Genomic DNA, 21,229 nt, shown 5'->3' with positions numbered 1-21,229 from the left:
GGCATGCAGGACCTGAGCGGCCAATGGCACCTCTCGGACGAGACGGGGCAGTTCACGGCACCGATGGTGCTGCCCGGCGACGGGATCAGCGCGCTGCGCGATGCCGGCGTCATCCCTGACCCGTATTGGGGCCGCAACGAATATGACCTGCGCTGGATCGCGGACCGGGATTGGCTGCTGACCCGGACATTCCGTGCGACCGGGCGCAAGATGACGCTGGTCCTGTCGATGCTCGACACCGTTGTCGATGTGTCGCTGAACGGAACGACCGTGTTGCAGGCCGACAGCATGTTCCGCACCTACCGGATCGACGTGTCGGACGCCCTGGTGGCTGGCGAAAACGTCATCACGCTGCATTTTCGCTCTGCCCCTCGCATTGCCAGGGCACGGGCCGACGCTCAGCCTGTCCCGGTGCCCTTTCAGACGGACAATTGCCCGATCCCGCATGGCAATATGCTGCGCAAACCCGAATGCGACTTTGGCTGGGACTGGAACATCGCCCTGGCGCCCTTTGGTCTTTACGGCGACATCCGGCTGGACCCGCACGGGCCGCGTATTGCGGATGTCATCGTGGCGCAAACGCACGCGCCGGGTGCCGTGACGGTGACGGCGACGGTCCGAACCGAGGGGGTCGAGGATGGCAGTGACGTTGCCGTGTCCCTATGCGGTGTGACGGCCCAAGCCCCCATCCGGGATGGCACCGCGCAGGTCACGCTTGCGGTGGCAGACCCGGACATGTGGTGGCCCGTGGGGCAGGGGGATCAGACGCTGCATTGCCTGCAGGTCACCGCCGGCGGGGCAGAGGCCACCCGCAAGATCGGTCTGCGCCATGTGGCGCTGGTCACAACGCCAGATGCGACAGGCAGCGGTTTTGCGCTGCATGTCAACGGGCGTCCAACTTTCATGCGGGGTGCGAACTGGATACCGGCGGATGCCTTGGGCGGTGCCATCACGCCCGACATGTGCCGCGACCTGCTGCAATCGGCGGTCGATGCCAACATGAACATGATCCGGGTTTGGGGTGGCGGACGGTACGAGCCCGACTGGTTCTATGATCTGTGCGACGCGTTGGGTCTGCTGGTCTGGCAGGATTTCATGTTTGCCTGCCATCTGTATCCATCCGACGATGCGTTTCTGGCCGATATCGACGCTGAAGTCCGCGAACAGGTGGCCCGCCTGAACCACCATGCCTGCATCGCGCTGTGGTGCGGGGACAATGAACTGCTGGGCGCGCTGACCTGGTACGAGGAAAGCCGCAAGGACCGAGATCGGTATCTGGTGGCCTATGATCGGCTCAACCGGATCATCGAAACCGCGGTTAGGGCCACGGCACCGGACGCCCTCTGGTGGCCGTCCAGCCCCTCGCCCGGGCCGATGAGTTTCAGCGGCGGTTGGCACAACGACCGCGCGGGCGACATGCATTTCTGGTCCGTCTGGCACGAGGGCCGCGATTTTGAGCATTACCGGGACGTGTCGCCCCGCTTTTGTTCCGAGTTCGGATTCCAATCCTATCCGTCCATGGACGTGATCCGCCGTTTTGCGGATACTGCCGATTTCAACATCGCGGCCCCGGTGATGGAAAGCCATCAGAAGAACGCAGGCGGCAATGCCCGGATCGCGGAAACCATGTTCCGCTATTTCCGCTTTCCCGTGGGGTTCGAGAATTTTGTCTACCTCAGCCAGGTGCAGCAGGCACTGGCGATCAAGACCGCCGTTACCCATTGGCGCAGCCTGAAACCGCATTGCATGGGCACGTTGTATTGGCAGCTGAACGACACTTGGCCGGTCTGTTCGTGGTCAAGCCTGGATCACGGCGGCGGATGGAAACTGCTGCACCACGCCGCGCACCGGTTCTACGCCGATGTGCTTGTCACGGCTGTACCGGGGGACGCGGGGACCGACCTGCGCGTTGTAAACGATGGGCAAGGCGAGGTTGATGTGGACGTGATGGTCTATGCCGCGTCACCATCCGGGACCTTGCGGGCGCTGGGACAGGCCAGCGTCGCAGCACCCGTGTCGCAGTCCGTTTCCGCCCTTGCGGTGCCGGATGGCGCGCTCGCTTTGGATGAGGTTCTCTGGTTCGATTGGACCACACGCGGCGCGGCAGGCGGGTCCGATCATTTTGCGCCCGTGCCCTACAAGGGCCTGCCGCTGCTGCCGTCCGGCCTCTCGGTCAAGGTGACCGAGGGCGATGGCCACTGGCTGGTGACCCTGACGGCATCGGCCCTGGCCCTTTTTGTTGCGGTCGAAGCGGACCAGCCGGGACGGTTCAGCGACAACGCGTTTGACCTGTTGCCGGGCCGGCCCGTCACACTTCGGTTCGTTCCTGCCGCACCCGGCGCGACGCCCGCGTTCACCGTGCGCGATCTGCACTCTGCCACCCATGACATTTGAAAGGTCCTGACATGACAGCCCTGTCCTACCAGCTTTACAGCTCCCGCCTGTTTCCGCCTCTGGGCGACACCCTGCATATGCTGGCCGATATCGGCTATGCCCATGTCGAAGGGTATGGCGCGCTTGTCACGGATGACGATGCGCTGGCCGCCCTGGATCGCGGATTGCAGGACACGGGCCTGACGATGCCCAGTTGCCATGTGGGCCTCGACCTGTGCGAAAGCGATCCCGAAAACGTGCGTCGGATAGCGGACCGGTTCGGGGTCGAAACGGTGGTGATCCCCTACATCATGCCCGATGACCGGCCCACGGACGCGGCGGGCTGGCAGGCCTACGGCGCGCGGCTTGCCGCTGTGCAGGACCGGTTCGCGCAATCCGGTCTGGACACGGCCTACCACAATCACGACTTCGAATTCATGCCGCTTCCGGATGGCACGCTGCCGATGGACCTGATCCTTGAACACGCGGGCGACGTTCTGTTCGAATATGATGTGGCCTGGGCCGTGCGGGCCGGGGCCGATCCCATGGCACCTATCGGCACCTATGGGGCACGGATTGCCATCGCGCACCTCAAGGACATCGCGCACCCCGGGCAGGCCGGGGACGAAGATGGCTGGGCCGATGTCGGGCACGGGACGATGGCGTGGCCCGCGCTGTTTTCGGCCCTGAAGGCCGCGGGCACGCGCCACTTTGTGATGGAACACGACAACCCCAGCGATCACCGCCGCTTTGCCCAGCGTGCGTTCGACGCAACACAGAATTTCTGAGCGGAGGGACACATGCAAGGCATTGGAATTATCGGCTGCGGCAACATCTCGACCGCTTACCTGACACTGGCCCCGTTGTTTCAGGGACTTGAGGTGCGCGCGGTCGCCGACCTCGATATGGATGCGGCCCAGGCCCAGGCAACCAAATTTGGCGTACGCGCCAGCAGCGTGGACGATCTGCTGGCCGCTGGTGACATCGACATCATCGTGAACCTGACCATCCCGGATGCGCATTTCGCAGTGACGCGGTCCATCCTGCAGGCGGGCAAACACGCCTATTCGGAAAAGCCGATCGTACTGACGCAGGAACAGGGCGAAGACCTGCGCTCGCTGGCGGCGGCCCGGGACCTGCGCGTCGGGTCTGCCCCCGACACGTTTCTGGGCGGTGCCCATCAGGCCGCGCGGGCGGCGATCGATGCGGGCAAGATCGGCAATGTGGTGGCAGGCACGGCCCACGTGATGAACCACGGAATGGAACACTGGCACCCCAATCCCGACTTTTTCTTCCTGCCCGGCGCGGGGCCGATGCTGGATATCGGGCCGTACTACGTCACCAACCTGATCCAGCTTTTGGGCCCGGTGCGCCGCGTCGGTGCGCTGACCTCGACGCCTGAAACCAGCCGCACAATCCTGTCCGAACCGCGCAAGGGCGAGGTGATCCCGGTCAAGACCCCGACCAATATCCACGCCCTTCTGGACTTTGAAAACGGGGCCACGATCACCCTGTCCACATCATGGGATGTCTGGGCACACCGGCACGGGCATATGGAGCTGTACGGCACCCGGGGCAGCATGTTCCTGCCCGATCCCAACTGGTTTTCGGGCGACGTCGAGATCGTGGACAAGAGCGGCGAAACCGCGTCGCTGAACACGACGACCCACCCGTTCGGCGTGCCCAATGTCGACAACAACGGCGTTGCGCGCGCCAATTATCGCACCGCCGGGTTGGCGGATATGGCGCAGGCCATGAACGAAGGGCGGGCACATCGCTGTTCGCTGGAACTGGCCCTGCACGCAGTCGATGTGATGACGGCCATCCTGCAGGCGGGGGACACCGGTAACATGGTGACGCTTGGATCAACCTGCGCGCGGCCGGACCCGATGACTGCGGATGCCGCAAGGGCGCTGCTGAAATAGGATCCAGGGTGGTGCGCGCATTTGCGCACCACCCCGGTGACGGAATTGCGCCTTCTCTGATGCGCGGCACGCGGCCTATCCTGCGCCGAGCCAGCCAGAGGAGTTCCACCATGCGCAGCCTAGACGACATTCTTGCCATCAGCGCAGACCGCAAGGGCGGGGTTGCCGCAGTGCTGGGAGAATTCGCGCCATCAGCCACGCCCGATGCGCTGGCCCAAATCCCCGATGACCGTTGGCTTGCCCAGATGACCCGCTCGATCTTTCAGGCCGGGTTCAACTGGAAGGTCGTGGACAACATGTGGCCCGGATTCGAAGAGGCGTTTCACGGGTTCGACATCGGGCGCTGCGCCATGATGAGCGAGGACTGGTTTGACGAACTATGCGCAAACAAGGCCATTGTCCGCTTCCCGCAAAAGATCAGGTCCGTGCAGCAGAATGCTGTTTTCATTCAGGAACAGGCCGCGACCCATGGCAGCTTTGCACAGATGGTCGCCGCGTGGCCCGCGGATGATTATGCCGGTTTGCTGGACTTTCTGAAAAGGGACGGCACCCGATTGGGTGGCAACACCGGACAGTATTTTCTGCGCTTTATGGGCGTGGACGGCTATATCCTGTCGCGTGACGTGACCGCGCGATTGATCGCCGAAGGGGTGATCGACAAACCGCCGACCTCCAAGTCCGCGATGAAGGCGGTACAGACCGCGATGAACGATTGGCAGGCCCAATCGGGGCGCTCCCTGAAAGAGATCAGCCGCATCCTGGCCACAAGCTGCGGATAGGGGCGCGGGCCACCGGGCAGATGCGGCCCAATTGAAATTTTGAATGCAACCGGTTGCAAAATGCAGCGACTCGCATATCATCGCGGTCGTTGCCAACCGGAGACTCAGTCCGATGAGAGACGGTTTCCGGTCGGCGGTCCGGCAAAAAATGGCGTGATCCGGACACGCAACTTGGGAGGAAACCATGAAGAAATTTGTGACAGTGGGCGCGCTCGCCATGCTGATGGGTGGCACGGCCATGGCCGAAACCATCGGTGTGTCCGTGGCCCGTTTTGACGACAACGGCCTGACGATCATGCGCAACGGCATGACCGATCACGTGGAAACGCTGGACGGTGTCGAACTGATCATGGAAGACGCGCAAGACGACGTGGCGCGCCAGCTTGACCAGATCAACAACTTCATCGCGAGCGGCGTGGACGCGATCATCGTGAACGCGGTCGACACCAACGCGACCGAAGCGATGAGCCAGGCTGCTGCCGCTGCCGGTGTGCCGCTGGTCTATGTGAACCGCCAGCCCATCAACATGGACACGTTGCCCGAAGGCCAGGCGTTCGTTGCATCGAACGAGATCGAAAGCGGCACGCTCAAGGCGTTCGAGATCTGCAAGAACCTGCGCGCCGCGGGCAAGTCGGGCGGGGCCACCGCCTACATGCTGATGGGTCAGTTGTCGAACCAGGCGGCTGTGCAGCGGTCCAAGGATGTTGAAGACGTGATTGGCATGGACATGTGCAACTTCATCACCCTGATCGACAAGCAGACGGCCAACTGGTCCCGCGACCAGGCGCAAGACCTGATGACCAACTGGATTTCGGCGGGCGAACCGTTTGACGCGGTCTTTGCCAACAACGACGAAATGGCGATTGGCGCGATCCAGGCGATGAAAGCGGCGGGCATTTCGATGGATGACGTCGAAGTGGGCGGCGTGGACGCCACACCTGACGCGCTGGTGTCGATGCAGGCAGGTGACATGGACGTGACCGTGTTCCAGGACCTCGCGGGTCAGGGCGCAGGCTCGATCGACACCGCGATCAAGCTGGCAAACGGCGATGACGTCGACAAGACCGTCTTCATCCCGTTCAAGCTGGTGACGCCGGACAATGTTGCAGACTTCCTGCAATAATTCGGATCGGTCGGGCGGCGCATGACGCGGCCCGACCACCCTGTCCTGACAAAAGAGGCGGCCCATAGGACCGCTCAACCCGGGAGGCACCCATGGCCGACGCATCGCAGGGCACCGGCGGGCTGACATTCGACAGCAAGCGACGGGCCTGGCCAAACGAGCTTAATATCTTTTTCGCGCTGATCCTGATCATCTTCGCGTTCGAGGCGGCGGGGCAATTTCTGCCCTACATGAACGGGCAAAGCTTTCTCTTCGACACACGCGACCGCTTTGACAGCATCTTCAACGAGGCACGGCTGCGCATCATCATCCTGCAGGTCGCCATCATCGGCATCATCGCGCTGGGGGTGACGCAGGTGATCATCTCGGGCGGCATCGACCTCAGTTCCGGCCCATTGGTGGGGGCAACGGCGATGATCGTGATGTCCTTTGCCCAGACCGAACTGGTCAATGGCGGCCCGAACCCCAAGGCGGTGTTCGGCGACTGGGCCTTTGATTTGCCGGTCATCGTACCGCTGATCGTGGGCCTCAGTTTCGGGGCCTTCATCGGCGCCATAAACGGCAGTCTGATCGCCTATACCAAGATCCCGCCGTTTATCGCGACGCTGGGCATGTTCCTGATCTGCCGCGGCATCGCGCAGGCCTGGACGCGCGGACAGCCCGTATCCTTCCCCACCGAAACCTATGCCCTGATCGGCAAGGGCATGATGCCCGTCTACCTGTTCCTGGCCCTGGCGGTGCTCTTCCACTTCATCCTCAAATACACCGTCTACGGCAAACACACCTACGCCATCGGATCAAACGAGGATGCAGCAAGGATGTCGGGCATCAACGTGCAGCGTCACAAGGTGGTGGTCTACATGATCGCCTCGATGCTGGCGGCCTTTGCGGCCATCGTGCTCAGTTCCAAGAACCTCACGGCGCAATCCGGCATGGGCATCTTCTATGAACTCTACGCCATCGCCATGGCCGTGATCGGCGGCGTCAGCCTGACGGGCGGGCGCGGGTCGATCATCGGCACGGTGCTGGGGGCCATGGTCTTTGGCGTGATCCAGTCCGGGTTCACCTACATCAAGCTTGACGCCTTCTACCAGTTGATGGCGATGGGCGGGATCATCATCGGCGCGGTCGTGCTGGACAAGGTCCGGCAAGAACGCGCGGCATTGCGAAGTTGACGGGGGCGATCATGAGTGACGAAATCGTACTTGAGACGCGGGGGCTGACCAAACACTACGGTGGTGTGCACGCCCTCAACGACGCCAACTTTACCCTCAAACAGGGCGAGCACGTGGCGATCATGGGCGACAACGGCGCGGGCAAGTCCACCTTTGTCCGCCAGATCACAGGGGTCGAACAACGTACGCGCGGCGACATCATGTTCTACGGTGAGCCGGTGCACTTTGACGGCCCCCTCGACGCGCGCAAAGCCGGCATCGAGACCGTGTTCCAGACGCTGGCACTCGCCGATGACCTGGACGTGCCCGATAACCTGTTCCTGGGCCGCGAAAAGACCAGATTCGACTGGCTGGGTCCGTTCCGCCTGCTGGATTACAAGGCCATGCGTCAGGCCACCATGGACGGGTTGGAAAAGACGGCCGTGAAAATCCCCAACATCCGCAACACCATCCGCAACATGTCGGGCGGCCAGCGGCAATGCGTGGCGATTGCGCGCACGGCCACCTTCCACTCACGGCTCACAATCATGGACGAACCCACGGCAGCGCTGGGCGTGCAGGAAACCGCACAGGTCGAAAACATCATCCGCACGCTCAAGGAACAGGGCGAACCCCTGATCCTGGTCAGCCACAACATGCGGCAGGTGTTTGACTTGGTGGACCGGATCGTGGTTTTCCGGCGCGGACGCATTTGCGCGAACCTTCGCAAGGAAGACACCGATGGACAGGACGTGGTTGCCTACATCACCGGGGCCAAGACCCAGGAAGGGTACGAGGACGCAGCCTGATCCGGTGAAACGCTACCTTGATCATTCCTTCTTTGTCCAGGCATGGCGACGGCACCTGACCGTCGCCGTGTGCGTTTTGTGGGGGCTGTTCGAACTTTCCGCCGGTGCCGTGGGCTGGGCCGTGTTCACCTTTGCCATCGGGGCCTTCGCGCAGTGGCAGTTCAGCCTCGTGGACTGGTCAATATACGATGCGGAGGGCTGAGCGATGGCCGTGACCCTCAAGGATGTGGCCGAACGCGCGGGCGTGTCCCGCTCTGCCGTGTCGCGCTGTTTCACGCCCGGCGCATCGATCAGCGGCAAGACCCGCGAAAAGGTCGAAAAGGCCGCCGCCGAACTCGGCTACAGCCCCAACGCGCTGGCCTCGTCCCTGACCACGGGCCGGACGAAGCTGGTGGGCGTGGTGTCCAACAACTTCCACAACCCGATCTTCCTCGAAGTCTTTGATCTGGTCACGCGCGAGTTGCAAAAACGTGGCCTGCGCCCGCTTCTGGTCAACCTCTCGGACGAGATGGACCCGTCGAATTCGGTCCGCCTGCTGCAGCAATACTCGGTCGACGCAGTAATCGTGGCCTCGTCCACCCTGCCGGTCAGCTTCGCAGAAAGCTTTCACGAGGCGGGGATGCGCGTCGTGCACTCCTTTGGCCGTCTGACGGATGCGCCCAAGATCAACGTGCTGGGTATCGACAATATCGAGGCCGGGCGCATCGCCGCGCGCGAGTTGATCAAGCGCGGTTACCGCAAGGTCGGCTTTCTGGCAGGTCCGCTCAGCGCCACGTCGACCCGCGACCGTCACACCGGCTTTGCCGAGGAACTGGGCCGCCACCCGGACGTGTCGCTGTCGGTCAGCTATGCCAAGGCCTATTCCTTCAACGCCGGGCGGGACGAGATGGCGCGCCTTCTGTCCATGGGCCCGGCCGAGGCGTATTTCTGCGGGGACGACGTGCTGTCCATCGGGGCAATGTCCGCGATCAAGGATGCGGGCCTGTCGGTGCCGGATGACGTGGGCATCATCGGGCTGAACAACATGGAAATGGCCGCCTGGGAACTGATTGACCTTACCACCCTCCACAATCCCATAGACGAGATCGTGCGCACGTCCGTCGATCTGGTCGAGGCGATGCTGGATGGCGAGGAAACCGTTGCCCAATCCCTGACCTTTGACTGCCACGTGGTCGAACGCGGTACGCTGCGCCCGGTCGAAACCTGATCCGGCGACTTGGCGCCTACGCGCTGCGGTGCCGCTGTTTGGACATTGCGCGACGGATCGCACCCGGTCCTTAATCGCGCATGACCTTCGCGCCCCTGTTGGACACGCCACGGCTTGCCCTGCGCCCGCTGCGGCTGCGCGATTTTCCATTTTACTGGCAGTTGGTCGGGCATCCAGAGGTGCGCCGCTACCTTGGGGGGGCTGCGCCACGGCGCGCACGGCTGTCTCGCTTTCTGCATCTTTTGGTGGTTGGGCGCGGGTCAGGGGCATGGCTGGTCTGTGCCCGACCACGGGGACAGGCCATCGGGTTGGTCGAACTTGGACCGCACAAGGACGGGCAGGATATTGAACTGTCCTACCAGTTCCATCCGCGCGCGTGGGGCCGGGGACTGGCCTGCGAAGCGACGGAACGTGTCGTGACTCATGGGCTGCTGGACGTGCAACTGCCCCGGATCATTGCAGAGACGCAAGCGGCGAATGCCGCGTCGTGCCGGTTGCTGGAACGCCTTGGTTTTGCCGAAGATACCCGCCTGACCCGTTTCGGGAATGAACAGGTGATCTTTACCGTCCCGGCCCCCCGGACGGTGGAGAAATCTGAAATTTACATTCCTTAACAAAGCGTTGTGGTTACCCATGGGTAACCTCAGCTACCGAAACATCGGTGGCCGCGCATCCAGCCACGCACCGTTCTGCTTGCCGCTTTCCGCCACTGCAAAAACGGCTGCCATGGACCGCAACCCGTCTTCGGCCCGCGGATACAGGTTGGCCGCCGGGTCCATCAACCGCCCTTCTTTGCGGGCCCGGATTGCCTCGGCCAGATCGGTGTAGATGTTGGCAAAAGCCAGCGGCATCCCTTCGGCATGGCCAATGGTGACGCGGGTGGTGCGGTCCGCCTCGGGCGACAGGTTCGCCTCGCCCCGTTCGATCACCTGCAACCGCTCGTTCAGCGGCATGTAATACAGCTGGTTCGGCTGTTCCTGGCTCCACCGCAGACCGCCGGTTTCGCCAAACACCTGAATGCCCAGCCCGTGCTGCCGTCCGATGGCGACCGACGACGTCCACAGCCGACCGACCGCACCGCCATCCATGCGGAAGTTGACCATGGCGTCATCTTCCAAGGTGCGCACATCGATGCAGGACACGGTGTCGGCGCTCAGCCTTTCAACCTCCTGCCCCGTCACGAAAGATGCCATGTGCATCGCATGAATGCCGCAATCGGCAAACTGCGCCGACACGCCCGCCTGCGCGGGATCATAGCGCCAGCGGACGCGCGGGTTGTCCGCATCTGTGGCATCGGCATGGTGCCCGTGGGCAAATTCGGCCACGACCAGCCGCACCTTGCCGACGTCGCCGCGCGCCACCATGGCCCGCATGTGACGCACCAGCGAATAGCCGGAATAGCCGTAGTTCACCGCGCAGATATTGCCGGTCTTCTGGGCGATCTCGACGATCTCCTGACCCTCTTCCACGGTCATGGTCATCGGCTTTTCACACAGCACGTGAAACCCGCCTTCAAGGAAGGCCTTGGTGATCTCGAAATGCGTGGCATTTGGCGTGGCAACGGTCACAAGGTCGATCCTGTCGTCGCGCTTGCGCTCTCCCTCCAACATGTCCTGCCAGGACCCATAGGCCCGATCCCCCAGGCCCAGACGCCGACCATAGTCGCGCCCTTCCTCGGGACGGTGATCCAGCGCGCCTGCGGTGAAGTCGAACAACCCATCCAGGCCAGCACCCAAACGGTGGGCCGGACCAATCTGGCTGCCTTCACCGCCTCCGATCATGCCCCATTGCAGCTTTGCCATCTCAGGCTCCTTCAAATCCGATGGATTGCAGATAGGCGCGGTTCAGTTTCGCGTCGTCGATGGGCGAGGTGTCGCCAGCAGGATCGCAATCCTGCTCCACCGTGCACCAGCCGTCAAAACCGTTGTCCAGCAGAAGCTGCCGCACGGCCGGAAAATCGACATCGCCGTCGCCCAGGTTGCAGAAGATACCCTGACCGCAAGCGTCGTAGAAACCGGTGCGCTTGGCGATCACATCGGCTTTCACCTTGGGATCGATGTCCTTGAAATGCATATAGCTGATGCGGTCGATATGCCGCTTCATGAACGCGACGGGATCAAAACCGGCATAGGAATGGTGCCCGGTGTCAAAGCAGATCTTCAGGATGCTGTCGTCCACCTCATCCAGCAGACGTTCCAGCTCCGGCTCAAAGTCGATGAAGCCTGCGGCATGGGCGTGAATGCCCACAGTCAGGCCATAGTCTTCGGCCCCCATCCTGGCCACGGTCGCGATGCGGTCGCGAAACGCGGTCCATTCCGCGGTGCCCATCTGTTCGGCCTCGTCCGCGCGGCCCGCAGTCGGCGCACGCCGTTCGGAAATGGAATCGATCAACACAAGATGCCGCGCGCCATGCGCCTTCAGTGCCTTGCAGGTGCGCACGGCACCGTCCATCACGTCATCCCACGCGGCAGGATCGTGGAACGGGCGGAACACAACCCCGCCCACCAATTCCTGCCCGAACTCTTCCAACGCATCACCCAGAACTGCGGGGTCCTCGGGCATGAAGCCCACGGGCCCCAATTCGATCCCGGTGTAGCCTGCATCCGCGTTCTCCTGCAGTACCTTGCGCCATGCGGGGTTGCGCGGGTCGTCCGCAAATTCCACGCCCCAGGAACAGGGGGCATTGCCGATCTTGATCATGTCCTTGCCTCTTCAGAAATCCGCCACATTGACCCAAGCCTCTGCCCGAGAGGAGGCAAGGGCCGCAGCCACAACTTGATTGACGCGCAGGCCTTCCTCGAACGTCGGCCAGACGGTATCACCCGTGTGGATCGCGGTCAGAAAGTCCTTGGCCTCGATGATGATCTGGTCCTGATAGCCGGTGCCATGCCCGGGACCCTGACAGAAGGGCAGGTAGTCGGGATGCGCAGGCCCGGTCAGGATCTTGCGAAAGCCGCGCTCGGCCTGTGGTCCCTCGGCGGTGTAAAGCCACAGCGCATTCTGATCCTCGCCATCAAAACGGATCGCGCCACCGGTGCCATAGATGTCATAGGCATAGCCCATCTTGCGCCCCGTCGCGACGCGGCTGATGAACAGGCTGCCATTGATGCCGGAGGCAAAGCGCAGGGTCAGATAGGCCTGATCGTCATTTGTCACCTCAATGCCACCGCGCACCCGGTGCACCGTTTCAACCCGGGCAAACAGCGCCTCGATCGGTCCCATCAGCGCCTGTGCGCAGTTGATGGGATGCGGCGCCAGATCGCCCATGCAGCCATTGGCATCGCCCTGCGCACGCCACGTGCCGGGGTCATTGGGATCGGCAAAGAAATCCTCGGTCATCTCGCCGCGAAACGACGTGACCTGCCCGATGCGTCCCTCGGCCACCAGCTGGCGGGCATATTGCGTGGCCGGTGTCTTGGCATAGTTGAATCCGACCATGTTCGCGACGCCCGCCGCCTTGGCCGCGGCCACCATCTCACGCGCATGATCGGGTGTTTCGGCAAGCGGTTTTTCACACAGCACAGGTTTGCCGGCGGCAAGGGCGGCCAGGGCGATGTCGCGGTGCGTGTCCTGGGGCGATGCGATGACAATCGCCTCGACCTTTGGGTCATCCACCAGCACGCGCCAGTCAGCGGTCGCGCGCGTAAAGCCATAGGTTGCGCGGTAGCGTTCCGCCGATGCCTCAGAGGTCGCGCACACCATTTCGAGCCGTGGGCGCAGGGCCGTGTCGAACACGGCGGCCACGGCGCCAAACGCCACCGCATGGGCCTTGCCCATATAGCCGCCACCGACGATGCCGATGCCAATTTCCGCCATCCGGGCTCCTCCCTGAAAAAGTATTTGCAACCGGTTGCAATACCGGTATCGTCATTGCAACGGACGGGTCAATACAGAATCGTCGCGAAATGAAATCGCGCATCAAAAGGCGCTAAATGCAATCGCGCAGCCATGGGAGGAGAATATGGCGAGCAGCGACACCGTGCGTCTGACGACAGCGCAGGCGATCATCCGCTATTTGGCGGCGCAGTACATCCAGATTGACGGGCAGGAGTGGCACCTGTGCGGCGGCGGCTTTGGCATTTTCGGGCATGGCAACGTGACCTGCCTGGGCGAGGCGCTGTTTGATCACAAGGACGAATTGCCGCTCTATCGCGGGCAGAACGAACAAAGCATGGGCTTTGCCGCGGCAGGCTATGCCAAGACATGGCTGCGCCGACGCTTCATGTTCTGCACGGCGTCTGCCGGTCCCGGCACGGCAAACCTGCTGACGGCCTCTGCCCTGGCCCATGCGAACCGGCTGCCGATGCTGATGCTGTGCGGCGATACGTTCATCACGCGGCTGCCTGACCCGGTGCTGCAACAGCTTGAACATTTCGGCGACCCGACCTTTGGCGTGAATGACGCGTTCAAGGCGGTCACGCGCTATTGGGACCGGATCACGCATCCGGCGCAGATCATCCAGTCGCTGCCGAATGCGATTGCAACACTGCTGGACCCGGCAGATTGCGGACCGGCGTTCATCGGGCTGCCGCAGGACGTGCAGGGCTGGGCCTACGACTACCCGTTGGCGATGTTCGAACGACGCGTGCACCGCATCCGCCGCCAGTTCCCCGACGCGGCAGAGGTGGCCGACGCCGCCGCCGCCCTGAAAACAGCCAAACGCCCCATGATCATCGCGGGCGGCGGCGTGCAATATTCCGGCGCGGTCAAAGAGCTGACCGCCTTTGCCGAAGCCCACAACATCCCCGTGGTCGAAACCATCGCGGGACGGGCCAATATGCTTGATACGCATCCGCTGAATTGCGGCCCCATCGGCGTGACGGGATCGGACAGCGCCAACGCGATTGCCGAAAAGGCCGATGTGATCTTGTCGGTGGGCTGCCGGTTGCAGGACTTTACCACCGGATCCTGGACGGCCTTTGCGCAAGACGCACAGATCATCGGCCTGAACGCAGGGCGCCATGACGCTGGCAAGCACCGCTCGCTGCCTGTGGTGGGGGATGCCAAGCTGGGGCTTGATGCACTTGGATCGGCCATGTCGGGCTATGTCTCTCCGACCGGGTGGACTGATTTTGCAAAATCAGTGCGCGCCGAATGGACGGCATATGTGGCAGGCAACGTGGCACACGGGAACCGCCCGAACTCCTACGCCCAGGCCATTGGTGTGGTGAACGCGGCGTGCGATCCACGCGACCGAGTCATCGCCGCGGCAGGCGGTCTGCCTGCCGAGGTGACAGCCAACTGGCGGACCCTCGACATCGGTACCGTGGATGTCGAGTTCGGGTTTTCGTGCATGGGCTACGAGATCGCAGGCGCGTGGGGTGCGCGCATCGCGCAGGCCGAACGCGAACCCGATCAGGACGTGATCACCTTCTGCGGCGACGGATCGTATCTGCTGATGAATTCGGACATCTATTCCTCTGTCCTCAGCCGGAAAAAGATGATCGTGCTGGTGTTGGACAATGGCGGCTTTGCCGTCATCAACAAGCTGCAGAACAACACCGGCAACGAAAGCTTCAACAACCTGCTGAGCGATGCGCCCACGATTCCGGACGCCTTTGCCGTGGATTTCGAAGCGCATGCCGCCAGCATGGGGGCTGCGGCAGAAACGGTCGCGACCCCCGCCGACCTGGGCGAGGCGTTCCGACGGGCCAAGGCCAGCGACAAGACCTATGTCATCTGCATGAAGGTCGACGCCTACGAGGGCTGGACTGAAGGCGGCCACGCGTGGTGGGAAGTGGGCACGCCTCACGTGACCGACAATGAAAAGGTCGCCGCCGCCCATGCCGATTGGGAATCCACCCGGCCCAGGCAGCGCAAGGGGGTATGATGCGGACCTTTACCGCCGACACCGCCGATCCCGTTGTGATCTGCGAAGAGATGCTGAACGGCCCCGGTGCCGTGCGCATTGCCGGACTGTTCAGCCCGGACCAGATCGCAGACGCGCGCGCGCGCATCATGGCGCATTCGGACGGCGAGGGTGACAAGGTCACGCATTTCCAGGGTGCAGCGATGGAGGATGGACGCGCCAACCTCCAACGCCGGGTCTGGAACCTGCTGGCCAAGGGCGATGTGTTTTCCGAGATGGCGACGCATCCGGTCATCATGACCGTGCTGCGGCGCTGGCTGGGGTCCGAATTCATCATGGGGTCCATCGCCGCCAACCGCATTCTGCCCGGTGGACCGGGGCAGGAACCGCATATCGACTTTCCCTATTGGGATTTCCACAGCCCTGACACACACCCCATGGGCCTGAACGCCAGTTTCCCGATGAACGCGCAGGTCACCATCGCGCTGGACCCGTTTACCGAGGAAAGCGGCGCAACGGCTTACCTGCCGGGCACGCAGCGCGACATGCGCTATCCCACGGCGGATGATCACGATCATTTCTATGCCAACTGCGCACGGATGACGGGTGATCCCGGCGATACCGTCATCTTCTTCGGCGCGGCGTGGCACTGTGCGATGCCCAACCATGCGGATCACGACCGCAATGCGGTGCTGATCAACTACATCCCGAAATTCGTCAAACCGCTCGAAGACATGCCAGGTGCCTTGCCGCAGTCGTTCCTTGATGCCGCCAGCCCCGAGATGCGGCAGCTTCTGGGCTTCAACTACAAGTACCCCGAAATTCTGGATCAGGCAGACGCGGTGAATGCCGAGGGGATCAGATGAGCGCGCTGCTGGATGGGATAAGGGCCAATGACTTTGTCATCGTGGGGCGCGCGGGGATTGATTTCTTCACCGATGTGGGCGTGCGCGCCGAGGATGCGGAGCGCTTGACGGTCGATCTGGGCGGGTCCGCCGCAAATATCGGTGCGGGCATCTGCAAGCTGGGGGGCAAGGCGGCGCTTGTCACATCCGTCAGCGACGATTCCGTCGGCAGCTACTGTATCAACCGCCTGAGGCACTACGGCGTAGACACCACTCACGTGAACCGGGTCGGCGGGGAATACCGCAACTCGCTTGCCTTCTACGAAAGTGTGCTGGACGGGCATCGCAACGTCATCTACCGCAACGGGGCCGCGGATTTTCAGATGACGGCTGAAGATGTCGAACAGGTGGATTACTCCAAATATGGCGCGCTGATCACCGCAGGCACCGTATTTGCCGCCGAACCGTCGCGCAGCGCCACGTTCCGCAGCTTCGACCTGGCGAAGGACGCGGGCCTGCCCATCATCTTCGACGTGGATTACCGCCCATACTCGTGGCCCTCTCCGCAGGTTGCCGCCGACGTGCTGAGCCGCGCGGCCGAGGCGTCGGACATGATTGTCGGCAATGATGAAGAGTTCGGGTTCATGGCTGGTGGCATGGACAAGGGACAGGCCAAGGCGCGTGTGCTGTCCGAAACCACCGCCCGCATCGTGATCTACAAGAGGGGCGAAAAGGGCGCTGTAACCTACGCGGACGGGCAGGAGATCGCCACTGGTATATACCCCGTCACCGCCGTCAAACCCAATGGGGCAGGGGACGCGTTCATGGCCGGGCTGATGACCGGCCTTGCCGACGGGCGCGATCTGAAGACCGCCATCCTGCGCGGCTCCGCCTGCGCGTCCATCACCGTCTCGCAACCGGGCTGCGCGCCTGCCATGCCCACGCCCGACCTGCTCGATGATTTCCTGACACACCATCCCGGTCCCACATCACCATAAAGGAGACAGGCACATGCATATCGCGCCTTTCGACAACCAGAACAAACCGATCGTGGATGTGGATGATGCCACTGTCCCGCTGAATTACTTCAACATCGTGAAGCTGAAGAAGGGTGAGGCGTTCGAATATGCCGTGCCCGGATACGAGACCTGCATCGTGCCCGCGACCGGTACGGTCGACGTGAATGTCGAAGGGTTCAAGGCCGACGCACTTGGCGGGCGCGGCGTGGATGTGTGGGACGGTGAACCCGAAGGCGTCTATGTCCCCACGGCGGCGAAGGCCGAGATGGTCTGCACTTCGGACACGGCCGAGGTGTTCGTGGCCGGTGCGCGTTATGACAAGGTGCTGGACGCCTTTGCAGTCCGCAACGACGAATTGGACCTGGTGCAATACGGGTCGGACGACACGAAAACCCACCGCAAGATCAAGCACATCCTCGGCACCAAGTACCACGACAAGGTGGGGCGCTTGCTGGTGTCCGAACTGTTCACCGTGGGCCAGGGCGGCTGGTCGGGGTTCCCCAGCCACAAGCACGACACCGACCGGTCCGAAGGCGGCGAGGTGATCGAGACGCGCCATGACGAGACCTACAACTTCCGTTTCCGCCCCAACCACGGATCGGGCGTGCAGATGTTGCAGCGCAAGGACAACCTTGCGGGCGATGCCTATCACATCGTCGATGGCTCCACGATCTGCCTCGACAACGGCTATCACCCCTGCGCGGTGCTGCCGGGATATGAGATGTATTACTTCACCATCCTCGGTGGCCTGAGCCAGCGCAGCCTGGTGCAGTATTTCCAGCCGACCCACGCCTATCAGATCGAAACCATTCCGGGCATCAAGGACATGATCGCGAAGTTCAAGTGATGTAGCGCCCGGCGGCACCGCCGGGCAGCCCCCGACCGCCCATTCCCCAATGGCGAACCGCAGGTTCGACGGGCGGGGGCCACACCCCCAACCCGCGGCCGGGGCCCGCCCTCAGTTTCCAAAGACATGCCACTCGTCACTCTGTCAGATGTTTTGATCCCCGCCAAATCCGATGGCTATGCCGTCGCAGGTCTCGTCACGCTGGGCTGGGAAGACATGCGCGCCTACGTCGCCGCCGCCGAAGCTGAAAACTGCCCCGTGATCCTGCAGGCCGGACCGTCCTGCCGCGCGCACACACCCCTGCCAATCCTGGGCAAGATGTTCCGACACCTGGCCGAAGCGGCAAGCGTGCCGGTTGTTGCCCATCTCGACCACGGCTACACCTTCGATGAATGCCGCGAAGCGCTCGACAGCGGCTTTACCTCGCTGATGTTCGATGGCTCGCGCAAGCCGCTGGCCGAGAATATTGCCGAGACCAGGGCCATCGTCGACATGGCCCACGCGGCTGGCATCTCCTGCGAGGGCGAGATCGGGTTCGTGGGCTATGACAACGGTGAAGCCTCCGCCGGGACCAACCCGGCCGAGGCGGCGCAATTCGCGGCAGAGACAGGCGTGGATGCCATGGCGGTCTCGGTCGGCAACGTGCACCTGCAAACCGACCAATCCGGCGGCCTGGACGAAGACCGCATCGCCGCCATCCAGGCGGTCACCGACGTGCCGCTTGTCATCCATGGCGGCTCTGGCGTGCCTGCCGCCCAGCGGCGCACGCTGGCGACACAGACCAATATCTGCAAGTTCAACATCGGGACCGAGCTGCGGCAGGCCTTTGGCAACGCCCTGCGCGACGCGGTGAACAGCGACCCGGAGCGCTTTGACCGCGTGCAAATCCTGCAAGACACGCACGACCCGGTTGTCGCGGCCACCCGCACCGTCCTGCGCACCATGAGGGCAAACACATGATCAATATCGCACTTCTGGGCTGTGGTCGTATCGGACAGGTCCATGCCCGCAGCCTGATGGGGATGGAGGGCGCGCAGGTCGCCGCCGTGGCCGATGCCATGCCCGAGGCCGCCGCCGCCCTGGCCAAACGCACCGGGTCCAGGGTGATGGAGACCGAGGATATCCTGACCGCCTCCGATATCGACGCGGTGGTGATCGGCACGCCGACCACCACGCATTACGACCTGATCCACAGCGCGGCCCGCGCGGGCAAGGCGATCTTTTGCGAAAAACCCATTGACCTGAATGCCGCGCGCATCCGCGACTGTCTCGCCGTGGTCGAACAGCACGCGGTTCCGTTCTTTATCGCCTTCAACCGGCGCTTTGATCCCAATTTCCGCACGCTCAAGGGGCAGATCGACGACGGGGCCATCGGCAAGGTCGAGATGGTGACAATCCTGTCGCGCGACCCGTCACCGCCGCCCATCGGCTATATCAAGACCTCCGGCGGTCTGTTCCGGGATATGATGATCCACGATCTGGACATGGCGCGGTTCCTGCTGGGCGAAGACCCGGTCGAAATTTTCGCGCATGGGTCGTGCCTTGTAGACCCCGAAATCGGGCAGGCAGGCGATATTGACACCGCGATGGTGTCCCTGCGCACCGCGTCGGGCAGGCTGTGCCAGATATCGAACTCGCGCCGCGCCACCTATGGCTATGACCAACGCATTGAAGTGCATGGGGAAAACGGCATGTTGCGTGCTGACAACGTGCTGACCTCGACGGTCGAGATGTCGAACGCCGCCGGCTTCACCCGCGCCCCGACCGAACCGTTTTTCCTGGAACGCTACGCCGCAGCCTATACGGCGGAGATGCAGCATTTCGTACAGGTTTTGACTGCCGGTACGCCGCCCAACCCCGGCGGGATCGACGGCTACAAGGCGCAGGTGATGGCGGACGCGGCGCAGGCCTCTTACGAGGCGGGCGCGCCAATGACGCTGGATTTCACCTAGATCGCGGCGCTGTAGGTGCGCTTGTCAGCCTGTGCGGGGTGGTCGGTGGTCAGCGTGCCGGCAATCTGGCGCACAAGCGGGTGCGCCCAGCGGGCAATCGTCAGCGTTTTGCCATCCCAGCTCACGGCCTCTTTGAACCGCTCAACGATGTGCAGCACAGCCGACAACACGGTGGGGTCGGCCAGGTGCGCGTCCGACAGTGTGGCGGCGTGATAGCACATCATTTGCGCAACCACATCCGCCTTGAGGTGATCCACCCCGTTCAACGCATAGCCGCGCCACAGGGCGGGCTGGTCCGCATCGATCTGGGCGGCGTATTTGCCGGTCACCGGGATGTTCTGCGCAAATCCCTGCGGATAGGTCGAGATGGCAGAGGCCCCCAGACCGATCAGATAAGGGGCCGTATCATCGGTGTAGCCCTGAAAGGACCGCGTCAGCCGTTTGTCAAAGAAGGCCTGCGCCAGCGCGTCGTCGGGGCGTGCAAAATGATCAATCCCGATCTGGACATAGCCTTGGCCCAGCAGCGTCCGCCGGGCAAGGTCGAACAGCGCCAACCGGTGTTCCGGCTTGGGCAATGCGTCGCTGGGGATCAGCGACTGTCGCTTGGACATCCATGGCACATGCGCATAGCCAAACAGCGCGATCCGCGCGGGCGCCATATCCAGCGCGGCCTGCAGCGTCTGGGCCAGTGACGTCCTTGTCTGGAAGGGCAGGCCGTAAAGCAGATCAAAGTTCAGGCCCTGCACGCCCAGATCGCGCACCTGTGCAACCACATCTGCGGTCAGCGCCCGTGATTGAGCCCGTCCAATGGCCTTCTGCACCTGCGGGTCAAAGTCCTGGATGCCAAGGCTGACGCGCGACAGGCCGTGCTGTCGCAGCATTGCAAGGCGTTTGGGGCCCACATCTGTCGGGTCCACCTCGACCGAGAATTCATCGACCGTGCTGAGGTCCCAGATGTCATCAAGACCCGACAGCAAACGGTCCAGCAGGGCGGCGGTCAGGATGGTAGGGGTTCCGCCGCCCAGATGCAGCCGCCTGGTGCGCACCGCGTGTCCAAAGCCGGTCCGCGTGGCCCGCGCCTCGGCCAGGACCCGGTCGACATAGGGCGCCAGCGGGGCGTCGTTGCGCGTCCCCTGGGTCCGGCATGCGCAGAACCAGCACAGTCTGCGGCAAAAGGGGATGTGGACATAGAGCGAAATCTCTGCATCCTTGGGCGCAGTAGATTGCCAGGTGCGCACGCAGTCCGCGCCCACCTCTTCGCTGAACCAATTGGCGGGTGGATAGCTTGTAAAGCGTGGGACCCTGGCATCGAAAAGCCCATGACGGCGGAGGTCGGAAACGTGTTTCATAGCCCTGAGTTTCGTGATCTGTCCGCCGCGCGCATTGA

At 63.0% G+C, this 21,229-nt stretch carries 20 protein-coding genes; 16 read left to right on the top strand and 4 right to left on the bottom strand.

Annotated elements, in window-relative coordinates:
- The first annotated feature begins 3 nt into the window (after nucleotides 1-3).
- The 10 genes from Q0844_RS14645 (at nucleotide 4) to Q0844_RS14600 (ending at nucleotide 9,984) form a co-directional block, all read left to right on the top strand.
- Nucleotides 4-2,394, top strand: coding sequence for a glycoside hydrolase family 2 protein (locus Q0844_RS14645; protein ID WP_299046224.1), 2,391 nt, complete (start codon nucleotides 4-6; stop codon nucleotides 2,392-2,394).
- Nucleotides 2,395-2,405: 11 nt separating this feature from the next.
- Complete coding sequence (locus Q0844_RS14640; RefSeq protein WP_299046218.1) at nucleotides 2,406-3,161, top strand: sugar phosphate isomerase/epimerase; 756 nt, start codon at nucleotides 2,406-2,408, stop codon at nucleotides 3,159-3,161.
- Between the two features lie 12 nt (nucleotides 3,162-3,173).
- Nucleotides 3,174-4,298 carry a Gfo/Idh/MocA family oxidoreductase gene (locus Q0844_RS14635; RefSeq protein ID WP_299046215.1) on the top strand — a complete coding sequence of 375 codons (1,125 nt, stop codon included), beginning with the start codon at nucleotides 3,174-3,176 and terminating at the stop codon, nucleotides 4,296-4,298.
- 110 nt (nucleotides 4,299-4,408) lie between these two features.
- On the top strand, nucleotides 4,409-5,077 hold the full coding sequence (locus Q0844_RS14630; protein ID WP_299046213.1) for a DNA-3-methyladenine glycosylase I: 669 nt from the start codon (nucleotides 4,409-4,411) through the stop codon (nucleotides 5,075-5,077).
- Nucleotides 5,078-5,261: 184 nt separating this feature from the next.
- The gene (locus tag Q0844_RS14625; protein WP_299046211.1) at nucleotides 5,262-6,200 is read left to right on the top strand and encodes a sugar ABC transporter substrate-binding protein; all 939 of its coding nucleotides are present in this window, start codon (nucleotides 5,262-5,264) and stop codon (nucleotides 6,198-6,200) included.
- Between the two features lie 92 nt (nucleotides 6,201-6,292).
- Nucleotides 6,293-7,375: an ABC transporter permease gene (locus Q0844_RS14620; protein WP_299046209.1), complete on the top strand. Its 1,083-nt coding sequence runs from the start codon at nucleotides 6,293-6,295 to the stop codon at nucleotides 7,373-7,375.
- Between the two features lie 11 nt (nucleotides 7,376-7,386).
- On the top strand, nucleotides 7,387-8,163 hold the full coding sequence (locus tag Q0844_RS14615; RefSeq protein WP_299046207.1) for an ATP-binding cassette domain-containing protein: 777 nt from the start codon (nucleotides 7,387-7,389) through the stop codon (nucleotides 8,161-8,163).
- Between the two features lie 4 nt (nucleotides 8,164-8,167).
- Nucleotides 8,168-8,365, top strand: a complete 198-nt coding sequence (locus Q0844_RS14610) for a hypothetical protein (RefSeq protein WP_299046204.1) — start codon at nucleotides 8,168-8,170, stop codon at nucleotides 8,363-8,365.
- 3 nt (nucleotides 8,366-8,368) lie between these two features.
- On the top strand, nucleotides 8,369-9,370 hold the full coding sequence (locus Q0844_RS14605; RefSeq protein WP_299046201.1) for a LacI family DNA-binding transcriptional regulator: 1,002 nt from the start codon (nucleotides 8,369-8,371) through the stop codon (nucleotides 9,368-9,370).
- An 80-nt stretch (nucleotides 9,371-9,450) separates the two neighbouring features.
- Nucleotides 9,451-9,984: a GNAT family N-acetyltransferase gene (locus tag Q0844_RS14600; RefSeq protein ID WP_299046200.1), complete on the top strand. Its 534-nt coding sequence runs from the start codon at nucleotides 9,451-9,453 to the stop codon at nucleotides 9,982-9,984.
- A gap of 33 nt (nucleotides 9,985-10,017) precedes the next feature.
- On the opposite strand, the gene Q0844_RS14595 is transcribed toward Q0844_RS14600, so the two are convergent.
- From Q0844_RS14595 to Q0844_RS14585, 3 genes are read right to left on the bottom strand one after another with little or no spacing between them, the layout of a single operon-like run.
- Nucleotides 10,018-11,172, bottom strand: coding sequence for a Gfo/Idh/MocA family oxidoreductase (locus Q0844_RS14595; protein WP_299046198.1), 1,155 nt, complete (start codon nucleotides 11,170-11,172; stop codon nucleotides 10,018-10,020).
- Nucleotide 11,173: 1 nt separating this feature from the next.
- On the bottom strand, nucleotides 11,174-12,070 hold the full coding sequence (locus Q0844_RS14590; protein WP_299046195.1) for a TIM barrel protein: 897 nt from the start codon (nucleotides 12,068-12,070) through the stop codon (nucleotides 11,174-11,176).
- 12 nt (nucleotides 12,071-12,082) lie between these two features.
- The gene (locus tag Q0844_RS14585; protein ID WP_299046193.1) at nucleotides 12,083-13,186 is read right to left on the bottom strand and encodes a Gfo/Idh/MocA family oxidoreductase; all 1,104 of its coding nucleotides are present in this window, start codon (nucleotides 13,184-13,186) and stop codon (nucleotides 12,083-12,085) included.
- 145 nt (nucleotides 13,187-13,331) lie between these two features.
- Here Q0844_RS14585 and iolD point away from each other — a divergent pair, with 145 nt between their 5' ends.
- The 6 genes from iolD to iolG all read left to right on the top strand — a co-directional run bounded on the left by iolD (nucleotide 13,332) and on the right by iolG (nucleotide 19,842).
- The gene (iolD, locus tag Q0844_RS14580) at nucleotides 13,332-15,200 is read left to right on the top strand and encodes a 3D-(3,5/4)-trihydroxycyclohexane-1,2-dione acylhydrolase (decyclizing) (protein WP_299046191.1); all 1,869 of its coding nucleotides are present in this window, start codon (nucleotides 13,332-13,334) and stop codon (nucleotides 15,198-15,200) included.
- Nucleotides 15,200-16,045, top strand: coding sequence for a phytanoyl-CoA dioxygenase family protein (locus tag Q0844_RS14575; protein WP_299046188.1), 846 nt, complete (start codon nucleotides 15,200-15,202; stop codon nucleotides 16,043-16,045). The genes iolD and Q0844_RS14575 overlap by 1 nt, the downstream gene beginning before the upstream one ends.
- The gene (gene iolC / locus Q0844_RS14570; protein ID WP_299046186.1) at nucleotides 16,042-17,022 is read left to right on the top strand and encodes a 5-dehydro-2-deoxygluconokinase; all 981 of its coding nucleotides are present in this window, start codon (nucleotides 16,042-16,044) and stop codon (nucleotides 17,020-17,022) included. Before Q0844_RS14575 ends, iolC begins: the two co-directional genes overlap by 4 nt.
- Nucleotides 17,023-17,035: 13 nt before the next feature.
- On the top strand, nucleotides 17,036-17,890 hold the full coding sequence (locus Q0844_RS14565) for a 5-deoxy-glucuronate isomerase (protein ID WP_299046184.1): 855 nt from the start codon (nucleotides 17,036-17,038) through the stop codon (nucleotides 17,888-17,890).
- Between the two features lie 126 nt (nucleotides 17,891-18,016).
- Entirely contained in the window at nucleotides 18,017-18,850 is an 834-nt protein-coding gene (locus Q0844_RS14560) for a class II fructose-bisphosphate aldolase (protein ID WP_299046181.1), read from the top strand.
- Nucleotides 18,847-19,842 carry an inositol 2-dehydrogenase gene (gene iolG, locus Q0844_RS14555; protein WP_299046178.1) on the top strand — a complete coding sequence of 332 codons (996 nt, stop codon included), beginning with the start codon at nucleotides 18,847-18,849 and terminating at the stop codon, nucleotides 19,840-19,842. Before Q0844_RS14560 ends, iolG begins: the two co-directional genes overlap by 4 nt.
- On the opposite strand, the gene hemN is transcribed toward iolG, so the two are convergent.
- A complete protein-coding gene (hemN, locus tag Q0844_RS14550; RefSeq protein ID WP_299046175.1) occupies nucleotides 19,839-21,191 on the bottom strand; it encodes an oxygen-independent coproporphyrinogen III oxidase in 1,353 nt (450 codons plus the stop codon). The two genes, iolG and hemN, sit on opposite strands and share 4 nt — an antisense overlap.
- Nucleotides 21,192-21,229: the final 38 nt, after the last annotated feature.

This window comes from uncultured Tateyamaria sp. (assembly GCF_947503465.1).
In the GTDB taxonomy this organism is placed as follows: domain Bacteria; phylum Pseudomonadota; class Alphaproteobacteria; order Rhodobacterales; family Rhodobacteraceae; genus Tateyamaria.
Note: the sequence above shows the minus strand (reverse complement) of the source record. Positions and strands in the feature narration are given on the sequence as shown.